At 49.8% G+C, this 15,237-nt stretch carries 15 protein-coding genes; 13 read left to right on the forward strand and 2 right to left on the reverse strand.

The window, feature by feature from the left end; all coding sequences use genetic code 11:
• Positions 1–94: 94 nt before the first annotated feature.
• A complete protein-coding gene (locus EKM99_RS08535; RefSeq protein WP_125582818.1) occupies positions 95–2,728 on the reverse strand; it encodes a YfhO family protein in 2,634 nt (877 codons plus the stop codon).
• A 427-nt stretch (positions 2,729–3,155) separates the two neighbouring features.
• On the opposite strand from EKM99_RS08535, the gene EKM99_RS08540 reads away from it, so the two are divergent.
• The 7 genes from EKM99_RS08540 to EKM99_RS08570 all read left to right on the forward strand — a co-directional run bounded on the left by EKM99_RS08540 (position 3,156) and on the right by EKM99_RS08570 (position 8,562).
• Positions 3,156–5,219 carry a peptidoglycan D,D-transpeptidase FtsI family protein gene (locus EKM99_RS08540; protein WP_125582820.1) on the forward strand — a complete coding sequence of 688 codons (2,064 nt, stop codon included), beginning with the start codon at positions 3,156–3,158 and terminating at the stop codon, positions 5,217–5,219.
• 195 nt (positions 5,220–5,414) lie between these two features.
• Positions 5,415–5,564 (forward strand): 50S ribosomal protein L33, encoded by a 150-nt coding sequence (rpmG, locus tag EKM99_RS08545; protein ID WP_011667723.1) that lies wholly within the window; start codon positions 5,415–5,417, stop codon positions 5,562–5,564.
• Positions 5,565–5,625: 61 nt separating this feature from the next.
• Positions 5,626–6,177: a 5-formyltetrahydrofolate cyclo-ligase gene (locus EKM99_RS08550; RefSeq protein WP_125582822.1), complete on the forward strand. Its 552-nt coding sequence runs from the start codon at positions 5,626–5,628 to the stop codon at positions 6,175–6,177.
• 15 nt (positions 6,178–6,192) lie between these two features.
• The gene (locus tag EKM99_RS08555; RefSeq protein WP_125582824.1) at positions 6,193–6,873 is read left to right on the forward strand and encodes a rhomboid family intramembrane serine protease; all 681 of its coding nucleotides are present in this window, start codon (positions 6,193–6,195) and stop codon (positions 6,871–6,873) included.
• 42 nt (positions 6,874–6,915) lie between these two features.
• Complete coding sequence (locus EKM99_RS08560) at positions 6,916–7,146, forward strand: YqgQ family protein (RefSeq protein ID WP_125582826.1); 231 nt, start codon at positions 6,916–6,918, stop codon at positions 7,144–7,146.
• A 4-nt stretch (positions 7,147–7,150) separates the two neighbouring features.
• Entirely contained in the window at positions 7,151–8,122 is a 972-nt protein-coding gene (locus tag EKM99_RS08565) for an ROK family glucokinase (protein WP_125582828.1), read from the forward strand.
• A gap of 29 nt (positions 8,123–8,151) precedes the next feature.
• Positions 8,152–8,562 (forward strand): rhodanese-like domain-containing protein, encoded by a 411-nt coding sequence (locus EKM99_RS08570; protein ID WP_125582831.1) that lies wholly within the window; start codon positions 8,152–8,154, stop codon positions 8,560–8,562.
• Between the two features lie 80 nt (positions 8,563–8,642).
• Here the strand turns inward: EKM99_RS08570 and EKM99_RS08575 are convergent, their stop codons facing one another.
• On the reverse strand, positions 8,643–8,819 hold the full coding sequence (locus EKM99_RS08575; protein ID WP_125582833.1) for a DUF3042 family protein: 177 nt from the start codon (positions 8,817–8,819) through the stop codon (positions 8,643–8,645).
• 753 nt (positions 8,820–9,572) lie between these two features.
• Between EKM99_RS08575 and EKM99_RS08580 the strand changes: the two genes are divergently transcribed.
• From EKM99_RS08580 to EKM99_RS08605, 6 genes are all read left to right on the forward strand, one after another.
• Positions 9,573–10,325 carry a glycerophosphodiester phosphodiesterase gene (locus tag EKM99_RS08580; RefSeq protein WP_225419824.1) on the forward strand — a complete coding sequence of 251 codons (753 nt, stop codon included), beginning with the start codon at positions 9,573–9,575 and terminating at the stop codon, positions 10,323–10,325.
• On the forward strand, positions 10,325–11,242 hold the full coding sequence (gene miaA / locus EKM99_RS08585) for a tRNA (adenosine(37)-N6)-dimethylallyltransferase MiaA (protein ID WP_125582837.1): 918 nt from the start codon (positions 10,325–10,327) through the stop codon (positions 11,240–11,242). Before EKM99_RS08580 ends, miaA begins: the two co-directional genes overlap by 1 nt.
• Before the next feature lie 122 nt (positions 11,243–11,364).
• Positions 11,365–11,751, forward strand: a complete 387-nt coding sequence (locus EKM99_RS08590) for a MerR family transcriptional regulator (RefSeq protein WP_125582839.1) — start codon at positions 11,365–11,367, stop codon at positions 11,749–11,751.
• Between the two features lie 43 nt (positions 11,752–11,794).
• A complete protein-coding gene (gene glnA / locus EKM99_RS08595; protein ID WP_125582841.1) occupies positions 11,795–13,135 on the forward strand; it encodes a type I glutamate--ammonia ligase in 1,341 nt (446 codons plus the stop codon).
• 289 nt (positions 13,136–13,424) lie between these two features.
• Positions 13,425–14,303 (forward strand): exonuclease SbcC, encoded by an 879-nt coding sequence (locus EKM99_RS08600; RefSeq protein ID WP_125582843.1) that lies wholly within the window; start codon positions 13,425–13,427, stop codon positions 14,301–14,303.
• A complete protein-coding gene (locus EKM99_RS08605; protein WP_125582845.1) occupies positions 14,296–15,237 on the forward strand; it encodes a hypothetical protein in 942 nt (313 codons plus the stop codon). The genes EKM99_RS08600 and EKM99_RS08605 overlap by 8 nt, the downstream gene beginning before the upstream one ends.

Below are 15,237 nucleotides of genomic sequence, written 5' to 3' on the forward strand. Positions count from 1 at the left end.
CATTCTTTGATTATACAAAAATATCCGTTGCCAGTAATCAAATTCATTTGATTACCAACAACAGATATTTTAGAACCTTAATTGTGTCATTCAGTTAATCGTGACGACGGTGCGTCAACCACCAGCCGCCCGTCAGGCCTAAGAGCGTCACTAGGCTAACGAGTACGCCGGCGTTTAACAGCGGTGGCCAGTACGACAGGGTCACCGTGCTCTTGCCCTTAGGGAGCTTAAGCGCGGTAAACATGCCGACGGTCTTATAAGTCTTCACCGTTTTGCCATTGACGGTTGCGCGCCAACCCGTGGAGTATGGAATGGACGTGTTGAGCACTTGGCCGGACTTCTTCGTGGTAATCGTGCCACTGAAGTAGCGACTGCTGTGCTTCGTCAGGTGCCATGGCTGGGTCTTTAACTGGCTAACAGCTTGCTGGAAGGTCGCCGTCTTCAGTTGGTACAACGTGAAGTTGTCCAGCCACAGGGAGCCCTTCTTCAGTTGGATCGTCAGTGTCTGCTTATGACCCTTGGCATTGGCGGCAGCACTCACCATAATCGTATTCCGGTAGGTCTTGTACTGATCCAACGTCTTACCGTTCAAGATGAAGGTGGCGTTGTCGGAGTTGACCGTTGAACCAAACGTCAAGTAGTAGGCATCGTTCGTTTGCGGCGTGAAGGTCAGGGTGATCTTCGCGGGCTTCAACAGGTCCTTTCGTTGCAAGACGGCACCGGTAATCTTAGATTGCTGGGCAATGTTTTGGAACGTGACCTGGTCAAAGTTCTGCGCCGTGTAGAGCTTCTTGTCCGCTGAATTTCCGGTCAAAGCAGCCAGCCAATTTGCCTGGTATTGAGCGGGATCAGCAGTTTTGTCTTTCAACGTGAGTATTTGCTTGCTAGCGGCGTAACCCATTGGCAGGGCATAGGGATTCTTATAAGTCGTTGCCCATTGGTCTTGCCCGACTTTCTGGTAGTCGGCTAGGTCGGCCTTATTGCTGGACGCCGGTAACATGCTACTGCCACTGAGCGCACCAGCGAGCTGTTTCTGCTGGAAGTAGTATTTCATGTTTAGCAGGGAGTCGGTTACCAGGGTCCCGTTGCTGTATTCCACGAAGCCATCACCGTCAGGACTCCCAATGTTGCCGTAGAAGGTGGGTGTCGCCTTGGGCAGGACGGAGGAGAAGACACCGCCACCGTTGAAACCGGTTTGGAAGGCATCCCCCTTAGTCCGCAGGAACGTCTTACCAATACGGTAGAAACCTGTATCCTTCTTCTGCACACGGTTGACCAGGCGTTGAAGCTCATTGGTGTAGTTGCCGTATTCGCCCTGAGAGACGTAGCTAATGTTGTTTAACGACATGAAGGCGTTGGCAGACACCTCGGTAATCCCGATGACGAAGAAGGCCAACGGATAAATCCAGTGGTGTTTGATTGGGAGCGTCGTTAACGCCAAAGCCAAAATGACGAAGAACAATCCCAGCAAGACTTGGTTCATCTGTAAAAATTTAAACGTTTTGAGGTTGAGCGCCACGTATGCCGTTCCAACCGCCATGATGAGGGTAACCACGGCGATGGCCAACCAGCCAGGCTCGAAATCAAGCGTCAACGTTTGTGCGGCCAACCAGATCAGCCAGAAACTGACGATGAAGGAGAACCGGTAAGGATACCACACGGGAAATTGACCCGCGTGCCACAACAGATCGAGTGGCTGAACGCAGAGTGAAAGTGCCAGAAATAACGTCACGAGACCCGCTGTAATACGACTTCGCAGTTTGATGCGGTGGTCAGCGAAGAAGAACAGGCTCCCCAACAAGGCAATCGCCCCGATGAACAGGTTGGCTGTCCCACTAGGCATTTGATCGAAGTTGAAGGACCCCATGAAGAATTTGGCAATCATTTTTGGCGGGTAGAACTCAAATTTCCATTTAAAGGTGGTGACGGTGTACTGTGCCTTACTCTGGGACAATGACCACCAGGTGGGGAGCAGAACAAACGCTGCCAACAGGCCACTGACAGCTGAGGTTAATCCGAATTTAAGGGTTTGCCCCCAGAAGTGTCGCCAGGTGGTAAACCGGTCGACCGCCAACCAAATGAACCCCAAAATCAAGAACAAGCAGATCATGTAGGCCATATAGTAGTTGACGACGAGCATGATGGTTAGCCAGACGACGTACGTGCGCCATTTGCCGGTATGCATCATGAGGTAGAGACCGTAGAAAATCAATGGCAACAGGTAGGCGGCATCTAACCACATCACGTTCAATTGGTTCGCAATCGACCACCCCATTAAGGCGTAAGCAGTGGCAAAGGTCACCGTCAACATCCCGCGTTGCTTGGTCGTCTTCTCGAGTAACCAGCCAAACGTCAGACCAGCCAGACCGTATTTGAAAACGGTCAGCAGGAAAACGCCGGTGGTGAGGGTGGTGCCCGGACACAGGAGCAGGAGCCAATTCAGCGGGCTCAGCAGATAGTAGGACCAGGTCCCCAGCATTTCGCCCCCTAAGCCGTTGGCGAAGGAGTAGAAGATGCTACTAGGATCGTGCAGGAGGGCCCGTCTAAGGTATGCGAAGAAGTCGATGTACTGTTGTCCCAAATCGACCGTTAACAGGCTACTCGAGCCAAATGGTGCCATCTGACGGTAGATGAAGTACGCCGTCATTAACAGGAAAGGCGTTAGAAACGCCCCTAAAAGTGTGGATTGACGTCGGGAAAGGGACCAACGCCGTTTTTTGTCTTGCAAGGAAGCCACCTCAATCTTTCAAAAATTTAAAATAATTTCAGAGTGCGTTGTTCGTGAGTTGTGCACGAGGCTGGGACAAAAACCCAGAAGCTCGTTAAAGATGAACTAATTCTTATCATACTATACTGGCGCGAGAGTGGGTGTCGTTTATCCTATTTTAATGGAGAATTCAGAATTCACTTAAAATACTCTGGTGAATCGCAGAAATAATTGGGTTCAGGACAGAAATCCCCCCACAATTTATTTATTTTTGTTAAAATGGGGGACAGGTCACTTTGAGAAGAATCACAGTATGCTAGAATACCAGTTGAGCGTCATTCTATCCGACTTCTAGAATAGCATAGTTTCGTTAAATTTCGGAAGTGGGATAGTGACCGGCAACGAAGTTTGGTAAAATAGTAGCTGTACAATAAGGAGCAGAACTGTTGTGAAGAATTTTTATAATCGCGTTAGCAACCGAAATCAACGGTCTAGTGGCGGTCCCGTGAAGTCCGAGATCCCGTTTCGGTTGAACTTTCTTTTCATTATTGTTGCCCTGCTATTTGCGGCGCTGATTGGTCAGTTAGCGTATTTGCAGGTAATTTATGGGTCACAATTTAAGGCCGAGGTCAATTCGACCGACACCACGATTGAAACCACCAACGTTCAACGGGGGATGGTTTATGACTCCAACGGTAAGGTGTTGGTTGGCAACAAGGCGCACCAAGCGATTTCGTATACCAAAGGTGTGAGCGTGCTCTCATCCAGCATGTACGACATCGCCAATAAGTTGGGGAATTACCTGACCGTCTCCACTAGCGCCTTGACCCCACGTCAGGCCATCGACTACTATTTAACGGATACGAATCGGTTGGCTGCCGTGGAAAAGAAACTTTCTGGGACCAGTGGCATGTCCACCACCCAGAAATACAACAAGGCGTTGTCTTACCTTGAAAATGACTCCTCGTTTAAGCTGACGAAAAAGCAGAAAAACGCGGCAGAAATTTTTGCCAAAATGAGTGGTGCCTACTCACTGTCAACCACCTACATCAAGGATTCCGGTGTCTCCAGCAAGGAAATTGCGGAAATCGGTGAACATTTATCCGAAATGCCTGGGGTTCAGGTGGGAACGAGTTGGTCACGGAACTATCCGAACGGGTCGTCAATCAAGTCGATCATTGGGACGGTTTCCTCTGAAAAGACGGGGTTACCTAGTGACAAGGTCAACGAGTTGCTTGCCCAAGGGTATTCCCGGAATGATAGTGTGGGTCAGTCATATTTGGAACAAGAATATGAATCCGTTCTTCGCGGAACCAAGTCTGAAAAGCAGGTTGAGGTTTCTGGGTCGACGGTGACTAAGGAAGTCAAGAAGTACGGTGGTTCTAAGGGGGATAACCTCCAACTGACCATCAATTCAACCTTCCAGAAGCAACTGCAAACGCTGGTTCATTCCGCTGAATCCGGTGCTGGTGGTGACTCGACCGGGACCTATGCCGTCGTCATGAACCCCAATACCGGGGGCATCATTGGGATGGCCGGTGTCGACCGAAATCCATCAACTGGCAAGATCACCACGAACGCGCTGGGAACCATGAACAGCGACATCGTTATGGGGTCCGTTGTTAAGGGTGCCATGGTTTCAGGGGCACTGATGGATGGTGCTATTACCACATCGAACAACACCTTGACCGATAAACCAATCACAGTTGGTGGGGTCAAGAAGGCTTCCTGGTTTAACAAATCTGGGGGTCAAGACATTGCCGTTAATGCGTCCGGCGCGCTGGAAGTTTCCTCTAACTCCTACATGATGCAATTAGCTATGAAGGAAGCTGGTTTTAACTACACGTCTGGTGCTGCTTTGACCATGAACACGAGTATCTTTGCCAAGGAACGGGGTTACTTCAACCAATTTGGGTTGGGTGTTTCTACCGGGATTGACCTCCCTGGCGAAAGTACTGGTTTGCAAGGTTCCAGCAGTTACGCTCACATTGGGAATGCGTTAGACTTGTCATTCGGGAACTACGATGCCTACACGGTCTTGCAAGTCGCCCAATACATGTCCACGATTGCCAACGGTGGGACGCGGATTGCGCCGCACGTGGTGAGTGCCATTCGGGGAACTTCTTCGGACGGGTCACTGGGAGCCGTTAAGGATACCGTGACGCCGAAGGTTCTGAACCGAATCGACATGACCGCTGCCCAGAAGAAACTAGTCACTGAAGGTTTGTATGATGTGGTTCACGGGAGTAACACTTACAAGACCGGTGGCGAGCTTTCCTCGATTAAACCAGAGATCTCTGCTAAGACTGGGACAGCCCAAACGTACTACAAGGGGACTGAAACGGTCACGTTGAGTTTAGCTTCTTACGCGCCTTCAACGAACCCACAAGTGGTTGTGGCGTTAGCGATGCCTAACCTGGGTGTCAACGCTGAAGATAACAACATGAAGCTGGCTAAACAGATCTATTCGGCTTATTGGAAGACGGTACAATCAACGTCAACCATTAAGTAGTCGCCAGCCGTGAAAAAAGTTTCAAAAGGCAGGTAACGGGAACAAAGCGCGCGGTAGGGGCGATTTTTCAGCTGTTAAGTATTTTTGCTTAACATATTTGGGATTATCACTGGTAATTGACGCCGATTAATGGTAATATATTACGAGTTAAGGGCTCTAGCCTGTAATTCTAAACAAGTTGGGAGGTTACCCACAATGCGTGTACACATCACTTTAGAATGTACGGAATGCCACGAACGCAACTACTTATCCAGCAAGAACCGGCGTAATAACCCGGACCGGGTTGAATTTAAGAAGTACTGCCCTCGGGACCGGAAAGTAACTTTGCATCGTGAAACTAAGTAAGGGGTACGGGCGAGAGTCCGCACCTTTTTTTGTTGAAAAATAATTCAAAAGGGGTAAACCAATGTTGGCCAAAGCAGAGATTCGGCAACAAACGATTCAGGCCTTAACGGCAATGCCGGCTGATCAGCGCCAAAGCGCATCGACGGATTTGTATCGGCAACTACTGGCGTTACCGGCGTGGCAGTCTGCTAAAACGGTGGCGACCACCATCAGCAGTGGCTTTGAACTGGCAACACAGCCGATTATTGCGGCTGCCCGCGCTGCTGGCAAGACGATTGCGGTGCCGGCGACGTTGCCGCAACGGCAGATGGCTTTTCACGTCGTGGATGACCAAACGACCTTTGTGACTAGTTCGTTTGGCTTGCAGGAACCGGTCAACGGTGCCATTATCGAACCAGCTACGTTTGATTTGCTGATTGTGCCCGGGCTGAAGTTTGCCACGACACGTGAGCGGCTAGGCTTTGGTGGCGGTTATTATGACCGTTTTTTACCCCAGACAACTGGTTTTAAGGTGGCCTTGGCTTTGCCAGCACAACAAGTTACGCGGCCAACCTGGCCAGTTGATGACTTCGATGTCTTATTGGACGCTGTTTTGGCGGCGCCCGTCCAGTAGAAAGGAAGCCTTGCGGTGACGAATTTTAAATACCGGTTACGCCGACTGGACCAGACGCCTTACATGACAATTGGTTTGATCGTCATTAACGCGTTGGTCTTTGGGGCCATGACGTTAGCCGGGGGCAGTACCAGTGTGAACGTCCTGATTACCTTTGGGGCCAAGCTCAACACCTTGATTCAACAGGGGGAATGGTGGCGGCTGTTCACGCCGATGTTTCTGCACATTGGGTTCACCCATATCTTAATGAACATGATCACCCTGTACTTCGTGGGGATGCAGATTGAGGCCGCTTTTGGCCACACCCGCTTCCTGTTGATGTACCTGATTGCTGGGGTTGGTGGGAACGTTGCGTCGTTCTGTTTCTCTGACAGCCTGTCGGCGGGTGCTAGCACGGCTATTTTCGGGTTGTTTGGGGCTTTCCTGATGCTGGGAGAATCCTTCTGGCAAAATCAGGTGATCCGACAGCTTGCCCGGACGTTCTTAGCGTTTGTCGTCATGAACATTGCGTTTGACCTGTTCACGCCAGGCATTGATTTGGCTGGCCATATTGGTGGACTTGCGGCCGGCTTCCTGGTAGCGTATACATTGGGTGTTCCCAGAATTGGTAAGGTTAGCACCTTTAAGCGAATTGTAGCAACCATCGTCTTAATTGTTGGATTGGTCTGGCTGTATTTGCACGGTATGGCACAGTAATTATCGAAAAGTCTCGTGCAATTTCATGGAGGTTGTGGCACAATGAAAACGTTATATGATGTTCAGCAGCTACTTAAAAAATTTGGTATTTATGTGTACGTCGGTAAGCGGCTTTGGGATATCGAGGTTATGGCTTTGGAATTGGACCACCTCCGCCGAGCACGGGTGGTGGACGACCCAACCTTTGTCCAGGCCAAGATTGTTCTCACGCATGAGCACCGTTTAGAGGAACAACGAGCAAAAATCAATCACCAATCCATTGGAGGGATTTAGCGTTATGGCACGGAATTTAATTGGAATCGATTTAGGTGGGACGACCACAAAAATGGCTTTTCTCTCACTCGCAGGGGAAATCCTGACAAAGTGGAGCATTCCAACTGATATCTCTGATGAGGGGAGCCACATCGTTCCGAACATCATTGATTCAATCAGCCAACATATTATTAACTCAGAATTCAGTAAAACCGATTTTCTCGGTATTGGGATGGGAACGCCAGGTTCTGTCGATATTGAAAATGGGACCGTTATTGGTGCCTTCAACCTGAACTGGAAGAAGCGGCAACAAGTGCGCGACCAGATTCAAGATGCCTTAGGCCTGCAATTCATCCTCGATAATGATGCCAATGTGGCTTCATTGGGTGAATACTGGAAGGGTGCCGGCGAAAAGGACAGCGATGTCGTCTTCGTTACCCTGGGAACAGGTGTCGGCGGTGGGGTTATCGCTGGTGGCCACCTCTTGCACGGTGTTAACGGCGGGGCCGGTGAACTCGGTCACGTGACAGTTCAACCAAATGGCTACCTGTGTACTTGTGGCAAGCGCGGTTGCTTGGAACAATACGCTTCCGCAACCGGCGTGGTCCACGTGGCCGCTGACATGGCCAAGGACTTCATGGGCACGTCTCGTTTAAAGGAAATGGAAGACAACCAAGAGAGCGTCACGTCCAAGATGATCTTCTACTTGGCTGACAACGGTGACATTTTAGCCAACCAAGTTGTTGACCGGGTAACCTTCTACTTGGGCTTGGCCTTGGCCAACGTCGCAAACATTTTGAATCCAGCCAACATCATTATTGGTGGTGGGGTTTCCAACGCTGGTAACACGTTGTTACAACCAACGACGCGGTATTTCCAAGAAAATGCCTTTCCAGCTGTTCGAGACTCAACGAAGTTACGCTTAGCCCAATTGGGGAACGATGCCGGTGTGATCGGTGCCGCTTCATTGGCTTTGCGGTTCCAAAAGAGCAACTAGAACAAGCGGTTTAGGAAGGACGATTTAGTTTGGTAATTGCAGCAATTTCAGGAATGATGGTCTACACCATCATTTTGTTAGTCTTAATCATTGGCTGGGCAGGCTGGCAAATGATCACCATCGTGCGCCGGAACCAAGTGGCCACCGTCATTGACGAGGACAAGTTCCAGGACGGTATGCGCAAGGCCCAGGTCATTGACCTGCGGGAAAAGAAGGACTTTGATGCTGGCCATATTTTAGGGGCCCGCAACATCCCTTACTCCACGTTCAAGGCTTATCATACCGGTATCCGGGCTGACTTACCCGTCTACCTGTACGATCAAGGTAAGGCGTTAAGCACCCGGGCTGCTTTGCTGTTGGGCAAAGAGGGCTATAAGGATATTTCTATCCTGAAGACGGGATATGCCCGTTGGCAAGGCAAGACTAAGAAAACCAATTAATACAGAAAAGCGTGTCGCAAATTTTTGCGACACGCTTTTTAAAATTCTAGCCTGAATGGTTCAAAGTGAATGTCCTGTGTTTAACCGTGATGAGCAGCGTGGCTCTTGCGATTAGCCAATTTCCGGTTTTCTTCAAACCGTGATTCTTGATCCTCAATTGGTTGAACGACCTTTTTCTTGAAGGAAAAGACTGCGCCGGCAACGGCACTAGCAGTGGCCACAACGCCAAATAAGAACCCTTTTGTGAAGTGCTTCATAGCATTCGACTCCCATCATTTAAGATTTTAAGTTATCCGCTTCCATTATGCTTGTTTTCCCAACGAATTGCTAGTGATTTACACGCAGCCAAGATTGAAAATGACAAAGTACTTGGGGAAGTCCAGCTGACAATGATTGTCAATGCTAAATTGGTTGAAAAGTGCGCCAGAGATTCCGGCGCCTATGGGGACCGCCTGCGGCCTGAGAAGCGGTCCTCCGGCTCGGTTTGAAGCCTGACCAAGAGCGTCAGTCTTCAAACGCGTCCCACGCTGTAAGCTGGTTCCCAGCTAACACCGTTGTCACAGCTACCTCCATCTCTGGCCTCCTCCGGTTAGGGAGTTCTTCAATATGACATTGATGCGATCATCGCTGGACCGGCGACGTTTGCTCACCACAATTGGCCAAAGTCTATGTAGGCGTGAGTGAGCCAAATTTAGGCTCAGCCGTGGAATTTCCCAAGTGAATTATCTTGGGAAATGGCGACTTTGAAACGCGGGTTGGGCGGTTCAAAGCGAGCAGGTAGACCGTTTCTCAGGCTACCCGCGTCCTACCCACAGCGTTCCGGCCTAAATTTGGCGAACGGTAAGCCGGCAGGTTTAGACAGTGTTACAGCAATTTTGAGTCGGCAGTCCCACTAGGCTGAGAGCATTGAAGGACGGTAGCAACGTTGAAATCGATTAACAATTTAGGATGAAACCGTCACATTCTGTGGTACCCTTACAAGTAGAATTAATGCGAAGGGAATGGGGATAGTGTTTAAGAGACAACCCACACAAGTTATTGCGCACCGGGGGAGTAAGGGTACCCGGCCGGAAAATACGTTGTTGGCGTTTCAAGCCGCGTTGGATGCTGGCGCGGATGGCATCGAAACGGACGTCCAGTTTTCCAGTGACCATCAGTTAGTGATTATGCACGATGAAAAAGTTGATCGGACCACGAATGGTACAGGGCTGGTTCAGGACCACAGCTTGGCCGAGCTCAAACGGTTAGATGCTGGGAGTTACTTCGGCAGTGAATTCGCTGGGACCAAGATTCCGACGTTGGATGAGGTGATTCAACTATTGATCCACGATAAGTTCACGGGCGTCTTTAATCTGGAATTGAAGACGAATAAGATTCATTACGACGGCATTGAACAGGCGCTGGCTGATTACTTTACCCAACAGCCGGTGCCATTTCGCCTGGTCTTTTCAAGCTTTCGGGCGCAATCGATCATTACCCTTCGTAGCTTATATCCGCAAGCCGAATACGCGAAACTATTTAAAACAGCTGGGCGGCAAGCTAGACGGATGCAGCGTGCCCACCAGGTGGGTGTCTTGCATCCCGACATTCGTTGGGTCAAGGCGCACCGATTCTGGTTACCGCACGTGCAATTGCGCCCCTGGACCGTTAATAGTCCGGCTGACATGGCGTACTGCTTGCGACACCACTTTGCCGGGTTGATTACCGATTATCCCGCACGTGCTGTGGCGTTACGGGCCAAGGTTCAGGGAGGTAAATTGTGATGGCTAAAGTATTAGCAATTGTGGGTCCCACGGCGGTCGGTAAAACGTCACTGGCTATTCGACTCGCCCAAGAATTCAACGGTGAAATCATTTCCGGGGATTCGATGCAGGTGTATCGGCACCTGAATATTGGTACGGCAAAGGCCACCCCGGCAGAGCAGGCCGCGGCGACGCATCATCTGATTGACGTGCGAGACGTTGACCAGCAATTTACCGTGGCGCAGTTTGTCAGGGCGGCGCAACAGCTGATCCAAGAAATTACGGATCGGGGCCATTTGCCAATAATCGCCGGGGGCACGGGTTTTTACTTACAAGCCTTATTTGACGGCTTGAAATTAGGAGCGGATGCGCCGGGTGATCCGACGATCCGTGAGGCCTTGCGCACGGAGGCACAAGAGAAGGGCGCTCAAGCTCTCTGGCAACGCCTACAGACGCTTGATCCGGTGGCGGCAGGGAAGATACCGCCAACGAACGTGCGACGAACTGTGCGGGCACTAGAGGTGATTCAGGTTACGGGCCAATTATTTTCGCACCAGGCCAACGGCGGTCCGCAGTATGACGAACTTTATGTAGCGTTAAATACCGACCGGCCGCTGCTCTATAGCCGCATCAATCAGCGGGTTGAGTTGATGATGCAGGCAGGCCTGCTCGACGAGGTTCGCTGGCTGGCGGTGCAAGGGGGCACGGCGTTACCGCCCGCGACGGGGATTGGGTATCGTGAACTGCTGCCGGTTCTGGATCAGCCGAAAAAGATTCCAGCGGCCGTTGATCTGATCAAGCAGGATTCGCGCCACTATGCCAAACGACAACTCACTTGGTTTCGCAATCAGACCGCGGCGACTTGGTATGATTTGGTCCAACATCCTGACTCCTATGACCAAATTAGGGGCCAAATTATAAATTGGTTAAGGGGTTAGTTCTTGCGATTAATTAAAGAATGAACGTTTTTTGCCGTACATGTCACATTTTCTGACATAAGCCCTTGACGCGCGCTTTCAGCGTGGTATGATAGCATCATAGTTGAAGGGGGCCAGTAGTGATGAAGGAAAAAGAGTTACGGCGTTCCTTGGCAGTTTTGCCAATTGGTACGGTCATGAAATTAACCAGCTTAACGGCACGCCAGATTCGCTACTATGAGGCCCAGCAGTTGGTCTTTCCTGAACGCAATGAAGGTAATCGGCGGATGTATTCGTTGAATGACGTCGACCGGTTGCTGGAGATTAAAGACTACCTGGCTGATGGGGTCAACGTGGCAGGCATCAAAGCCATTTATGATCAGCAGCATCAGGCAGCCCAGGCAAGGGAAACGGCCCAGCAACAACCCTTAACGGATGAAGACGTGCGGCGAATCTTGCAGGATGAATTTATTCGCCAGGGTGGGTTGGGTCACCCGGCACCAGGGATGTCTCAGCAACGACCCCTTTAGACCACGGTAATGGATTTAAAAAATTAGCAGGGAGCGATTTTTAATGGCAAAACCGGAATATTCCAAAGATGATATTCGTCAGATGGCGAAGGACGAAAACGTTAAGTTCTTGCGGTTAATGTTCACCGATTTATTTGGTACAATCAAAAACGTTGAGGTACCAATCAGTCAACTCGGTAAGTTGCTCGATAACAAGTTAATGTTTGATGGCTCTTCAATCGATGGCTTCGTCCGGATTGAAGAAAGTGACATGTACCTGTACCCCGACCTATCCACTTGGATGATTTTCCCTTGGAGCACGGAACGGGGCAAGATTGCGCGGGTCATTTGTGAAGTCTATACGACCGACGGCGAACCCTTCGAGGGCGATCCGCGGAACAACTTGATTCGTGTGCTTGGTGACATGCGTAAAGCTGGTTTCACGGACTTTAACATTGGACCAGAACCCGAATTCTTCCTGTTCAAGATGGATGAAAACGGCAAGCCAACCACTGAGTTGAACGATAAGGGGAGCTACTTTGACATGGCACCCATGGATCTTGGCGAAAACTGTCGCCGGGAAATTGTTTTGACACTTGAGGAGATGGGCTTTGATGTTGAAGCCGCTCACCATGAAGTGGCACCGGGTCAACATGAAATTGACTTCAAGTACGCGGATGCCTTAACGGCCGCTGATAACATTCAAACGTTTAAGCTGGTTGTGAAGACGGTTGCCCGGAAGTATGGGCTGTACGCGACGTTCATGCCAAAACCTCTGGCTGGTATCAACGGTTCGGGGATGCATTTGAACATGTCCTTGTTCCACGACAAAGGGAACGCCTTCTTTGATAAGGACGGCAAGATGGAATTGTCCGAGGATGCTTTCCACTTCTTGGGCGGTCTCTTGAAGCATGCCCGGAGCTTTACCGCTATCTGCAACCCAATCGTGAACAGTTACAAGCGTTTAGTTCCTGGTTACGAAGCCCCTGTATACGTGGCTTGGTCTGGTTCTAACCGGTCACCCTTGATCCGAGTGCCAAATTCTCGTGGCCTGTCCACCCGTTTGGAATTACGGAGTGTTGACCCTGCAGCTAACCCATACCTGGCCATTGCCGCCGTATTGGAAGCTGGCTTAGATGGGTTGCGTAATGGCTTGGCCCCACGTGAAGCCATCGACCGGAACATCTACCGGATGGATGCCGAAGAACGCCAAGAAAATCACATTACCAACCTGCCTGACACGTTGCACAACGCCTTGAAGGATTTGGCAGCGGATGACGTGATGCGTAACGCGATGGGCCATCACTTGTATCAAAGTTTCATTGAAGCTAAAAACTTGGAGTACAATTCCTACCGGACGCAAGTTTCTGAATGGGAACGCGATCAGTACCTGGAACTGTACTAATACTAAAAAATAAATTGTGTCGCAAGGAAAGCTCAGGCCGTTACGGGTCTTGAGCTTTTTTATTGTCATCTGTGATTGCCCCCTAATGATGATTGGTTTTCATTAGCGGTTTCCAAACTTTACGCACAGTAAAAAGTACCGGCAAATTTTGCAGAGCAAGAAAAAATTAATGGTTTTCCCATAAAACTTCGGGCAAACTGCTTTTTTCTGTGCCGATTTTTGGTAACATGAACGTATAACCAAATGTTTTCGGCGAGTGCTAGGGAACATCAGAATGAGGGATAAATTCATGGAAAATCAAGAACAACAAGCTAGTGCAGCCGACACCTTAACACAGGCGATTGCCAGCAAGCTCGATTACTTAAGCACGTTGCAGGCGGCGGTTCAGCACGGTGATGACCGAAATGTTTACGAATTATTGGACCAAGTGCGTTACTATCAAGAAGTTAAGAAGACTCGTGCGACCCGGACGGTGAACCATTTAGCCGAATTGGTCGACAATATTCATCCCCAAATCAGTCACTATTTGAGCGACAATTTGATCGATTACTTAGGTCACATCTACCCATTTTTCTATTACGAAGAATACACGACTGGTTTATTCCACATTTACTTTGGTAACTGGTGGGATCGGCGGTTGTTCGGTGACTTAGACGTTATCAACGTGAAGTTTGAATTTGACCAGAAGGAATATCAGAAGTTAAAGGATTCCTTTGCGTTGGAGGCACATGGTCAACGGTTGAACACGGCACAGATTGAATCTATTTCTGGGCAGAGTGAACAGCTACAAAGCTTGGTCGACGCCCAAACGACGCGGGATAACCAAAAGGCAGATCTGCGGGAACAGCTCAAAGAGAACAGTTCTAAGAGCAGCATGCCTTGGGACTCTGGCAAGTTAAAGGACGAACGACAAGACATTATCGATGAATTGACGAAGCTGGCGGACGAGGACGAGAAGGCCCTGAACGCGCATAAAGCCATCAAGGAAAACGATGATAAGATTCTTGTGTTGTCTAAAGAGGACACCATTTTAAACTACGAAAAGCAAAGTATTCGCGACGCGTTTGATGATTTCGAACACTTCGAGGCCCATAACACCAGTCTTTACGCAGATTACTTGAACAGCCTCTTAGGCAAGAGTGAGGGCGAGGTGACAGTTGATGATTAATGAAAATGATCCATCGACGTTGACCACCAGCGGTCGCTTATTAAATTACAACGAAGCCATTAAGGATGGCCTGGAAACGGGATTGCGCTTCACCAAATTGATGGAACAGTTGATCAAAACGACTGATCCCGATCAATTGGTGGCGGCCGCGACGGAATTGGCCGACTTTACGTTGGATTCCGATTACGTGACCTTCCCCCATCAATACAGCAATGCGGATTACTACCTGCTGTTCATGTCCCGGATGCTAGAACTGCATGATCAGGGAAAAAATGTGATCTTGCAGTCGCGGGATCACCACGAAGAATTGACGCAACAGTTAACACCGCTGGGCGACCGGGGAACTTTTAATTTCCGCGTGGAAACGTCTGAAAATGGCGGCGTTTACTACCGCGAACGGGCCACGGGCCAATCCCTGTTCTACTTGAACCTGGAACGGAAGATGTTCCGTTTCAACAGTCACGCACTGACCCAGCTCTTCATCATTGATTTGCATGACACGGTTCCGGCTGAGACGGTCAAAACGTCCGTTCAAATTCTCGTCGACTTTGCCCGCTATCTGAAAGAAGATTACGGTTATTCCGTGGACTTCAACATTTTGGATGCCGCTAACCGGCAGAACTATACGGTTCGTTCGTCAGACCTGCCAGCAGGGATTGTCGATCGCCTGTTTGTGATGGCGGCGAAGGAAGATTACATGCTGACCAACGGCGTCAACGGTAACGGGGCCGAGATTGCGCTCGAGCATGGCGTAGTGGTTGATATTTTCAATAACCAACTCGAGGGCCAGCCGGAATGGGTCTTGACCGTCCACGATGACGAGCAGAAGATTTCCTGGTTCGACGTTCTCTTGAAGTACCCATTCATGCGTGATTGGTACCTAGAAAACCTGACGGATCTAGAAATTTCATCTGATCCTTTGATTTTCGGTTAG

It is taken from the genome of Levilactobacillus cerevisiae (genome assembly GCF_003946245.1).
Taxonomy (GTDB): domain Bacteria; phylum Bacillota; class Bacilli; order Lactobacillales; family Lactobacillaceae; genus Levilactobacillus; species Levilactobacillus cerevisiae.

What these genes read in the sequence shown, in the direction of transcription:
- rpmG (WP_011667723.1), top strand. Translation starts at nt 5,415, where the DNA reads ATGCGTGTACACATCACTTTAGAATGTACGGAATGCCACGAACGCAAC.
- EKM99_RS08550 (WP_125582822.1), top strand. Translation starts at nt 5,626, where the DNA reads ATGTTGGCCAAAGCAGAGATTCGGCAACAAACGATTCAGGCCTTAACG.
- EKM99_RS08560 (WP_125582826.1), top strand. Translation starts at nt 6,916, where the DNA reads ATGAAAACGTTATATGATGTTCAGCAGCTACTTAAAAAATTTGGTATT.
- EKM99_RS08565 (WP_125582828.1), top strand. Translation starts at nt 7,151, where the DNA reads ATGGCACGGAATTTAATTGGAATCGATTTAGGTGGGACGACCACAAAA.
- EKM99_RS08575 (WP_125582833.1), bottom strand. Translation starts at nt 8,819, where the DNA reads ATGAAGCACTTCACAAAAGGGTTCTTATTTGGCGTTGTGGCCACTGCT.
- miaA (WP_125582837.1), top strand. Translation starts at nt 10,325, where the DNA reads ATGGCTAAAGTATTAGCAATTGTGGGTCCCACGGCGGTCGGTAAAACG.
- EKM99_RS08590 (WP_125582839.1), top strand. Translation starts at nt 11,365, where the DNA reads ATGAAGGAAAAAGAGTTACGGCGTTCCTTGGCAGTTTTGCCAATTGGT.
- glnA (WP_125582841.1), top strand. Translation starts at nt 11,795, where the DNA reads ATGGCAAAACCGGAATATTCCAAAGATGATATTCGTCAGATGGCGAAG.
- EKM99_RS08600 (WP_125582843.1), top strand. Translation starts at nt 13,425, where the DNA reads ATGGAAAATCAAGAACAACAAGCTAGTGCAGCCGACACCTTAACACAG.
- EKM99_RS08605 (WP_125582845.1), top strand. Translation starts at nt 14,296, where the DNA reads ATGATTAATGAAAATGATCCATCGACGTTGACCACCAGCGGTCGCTTA.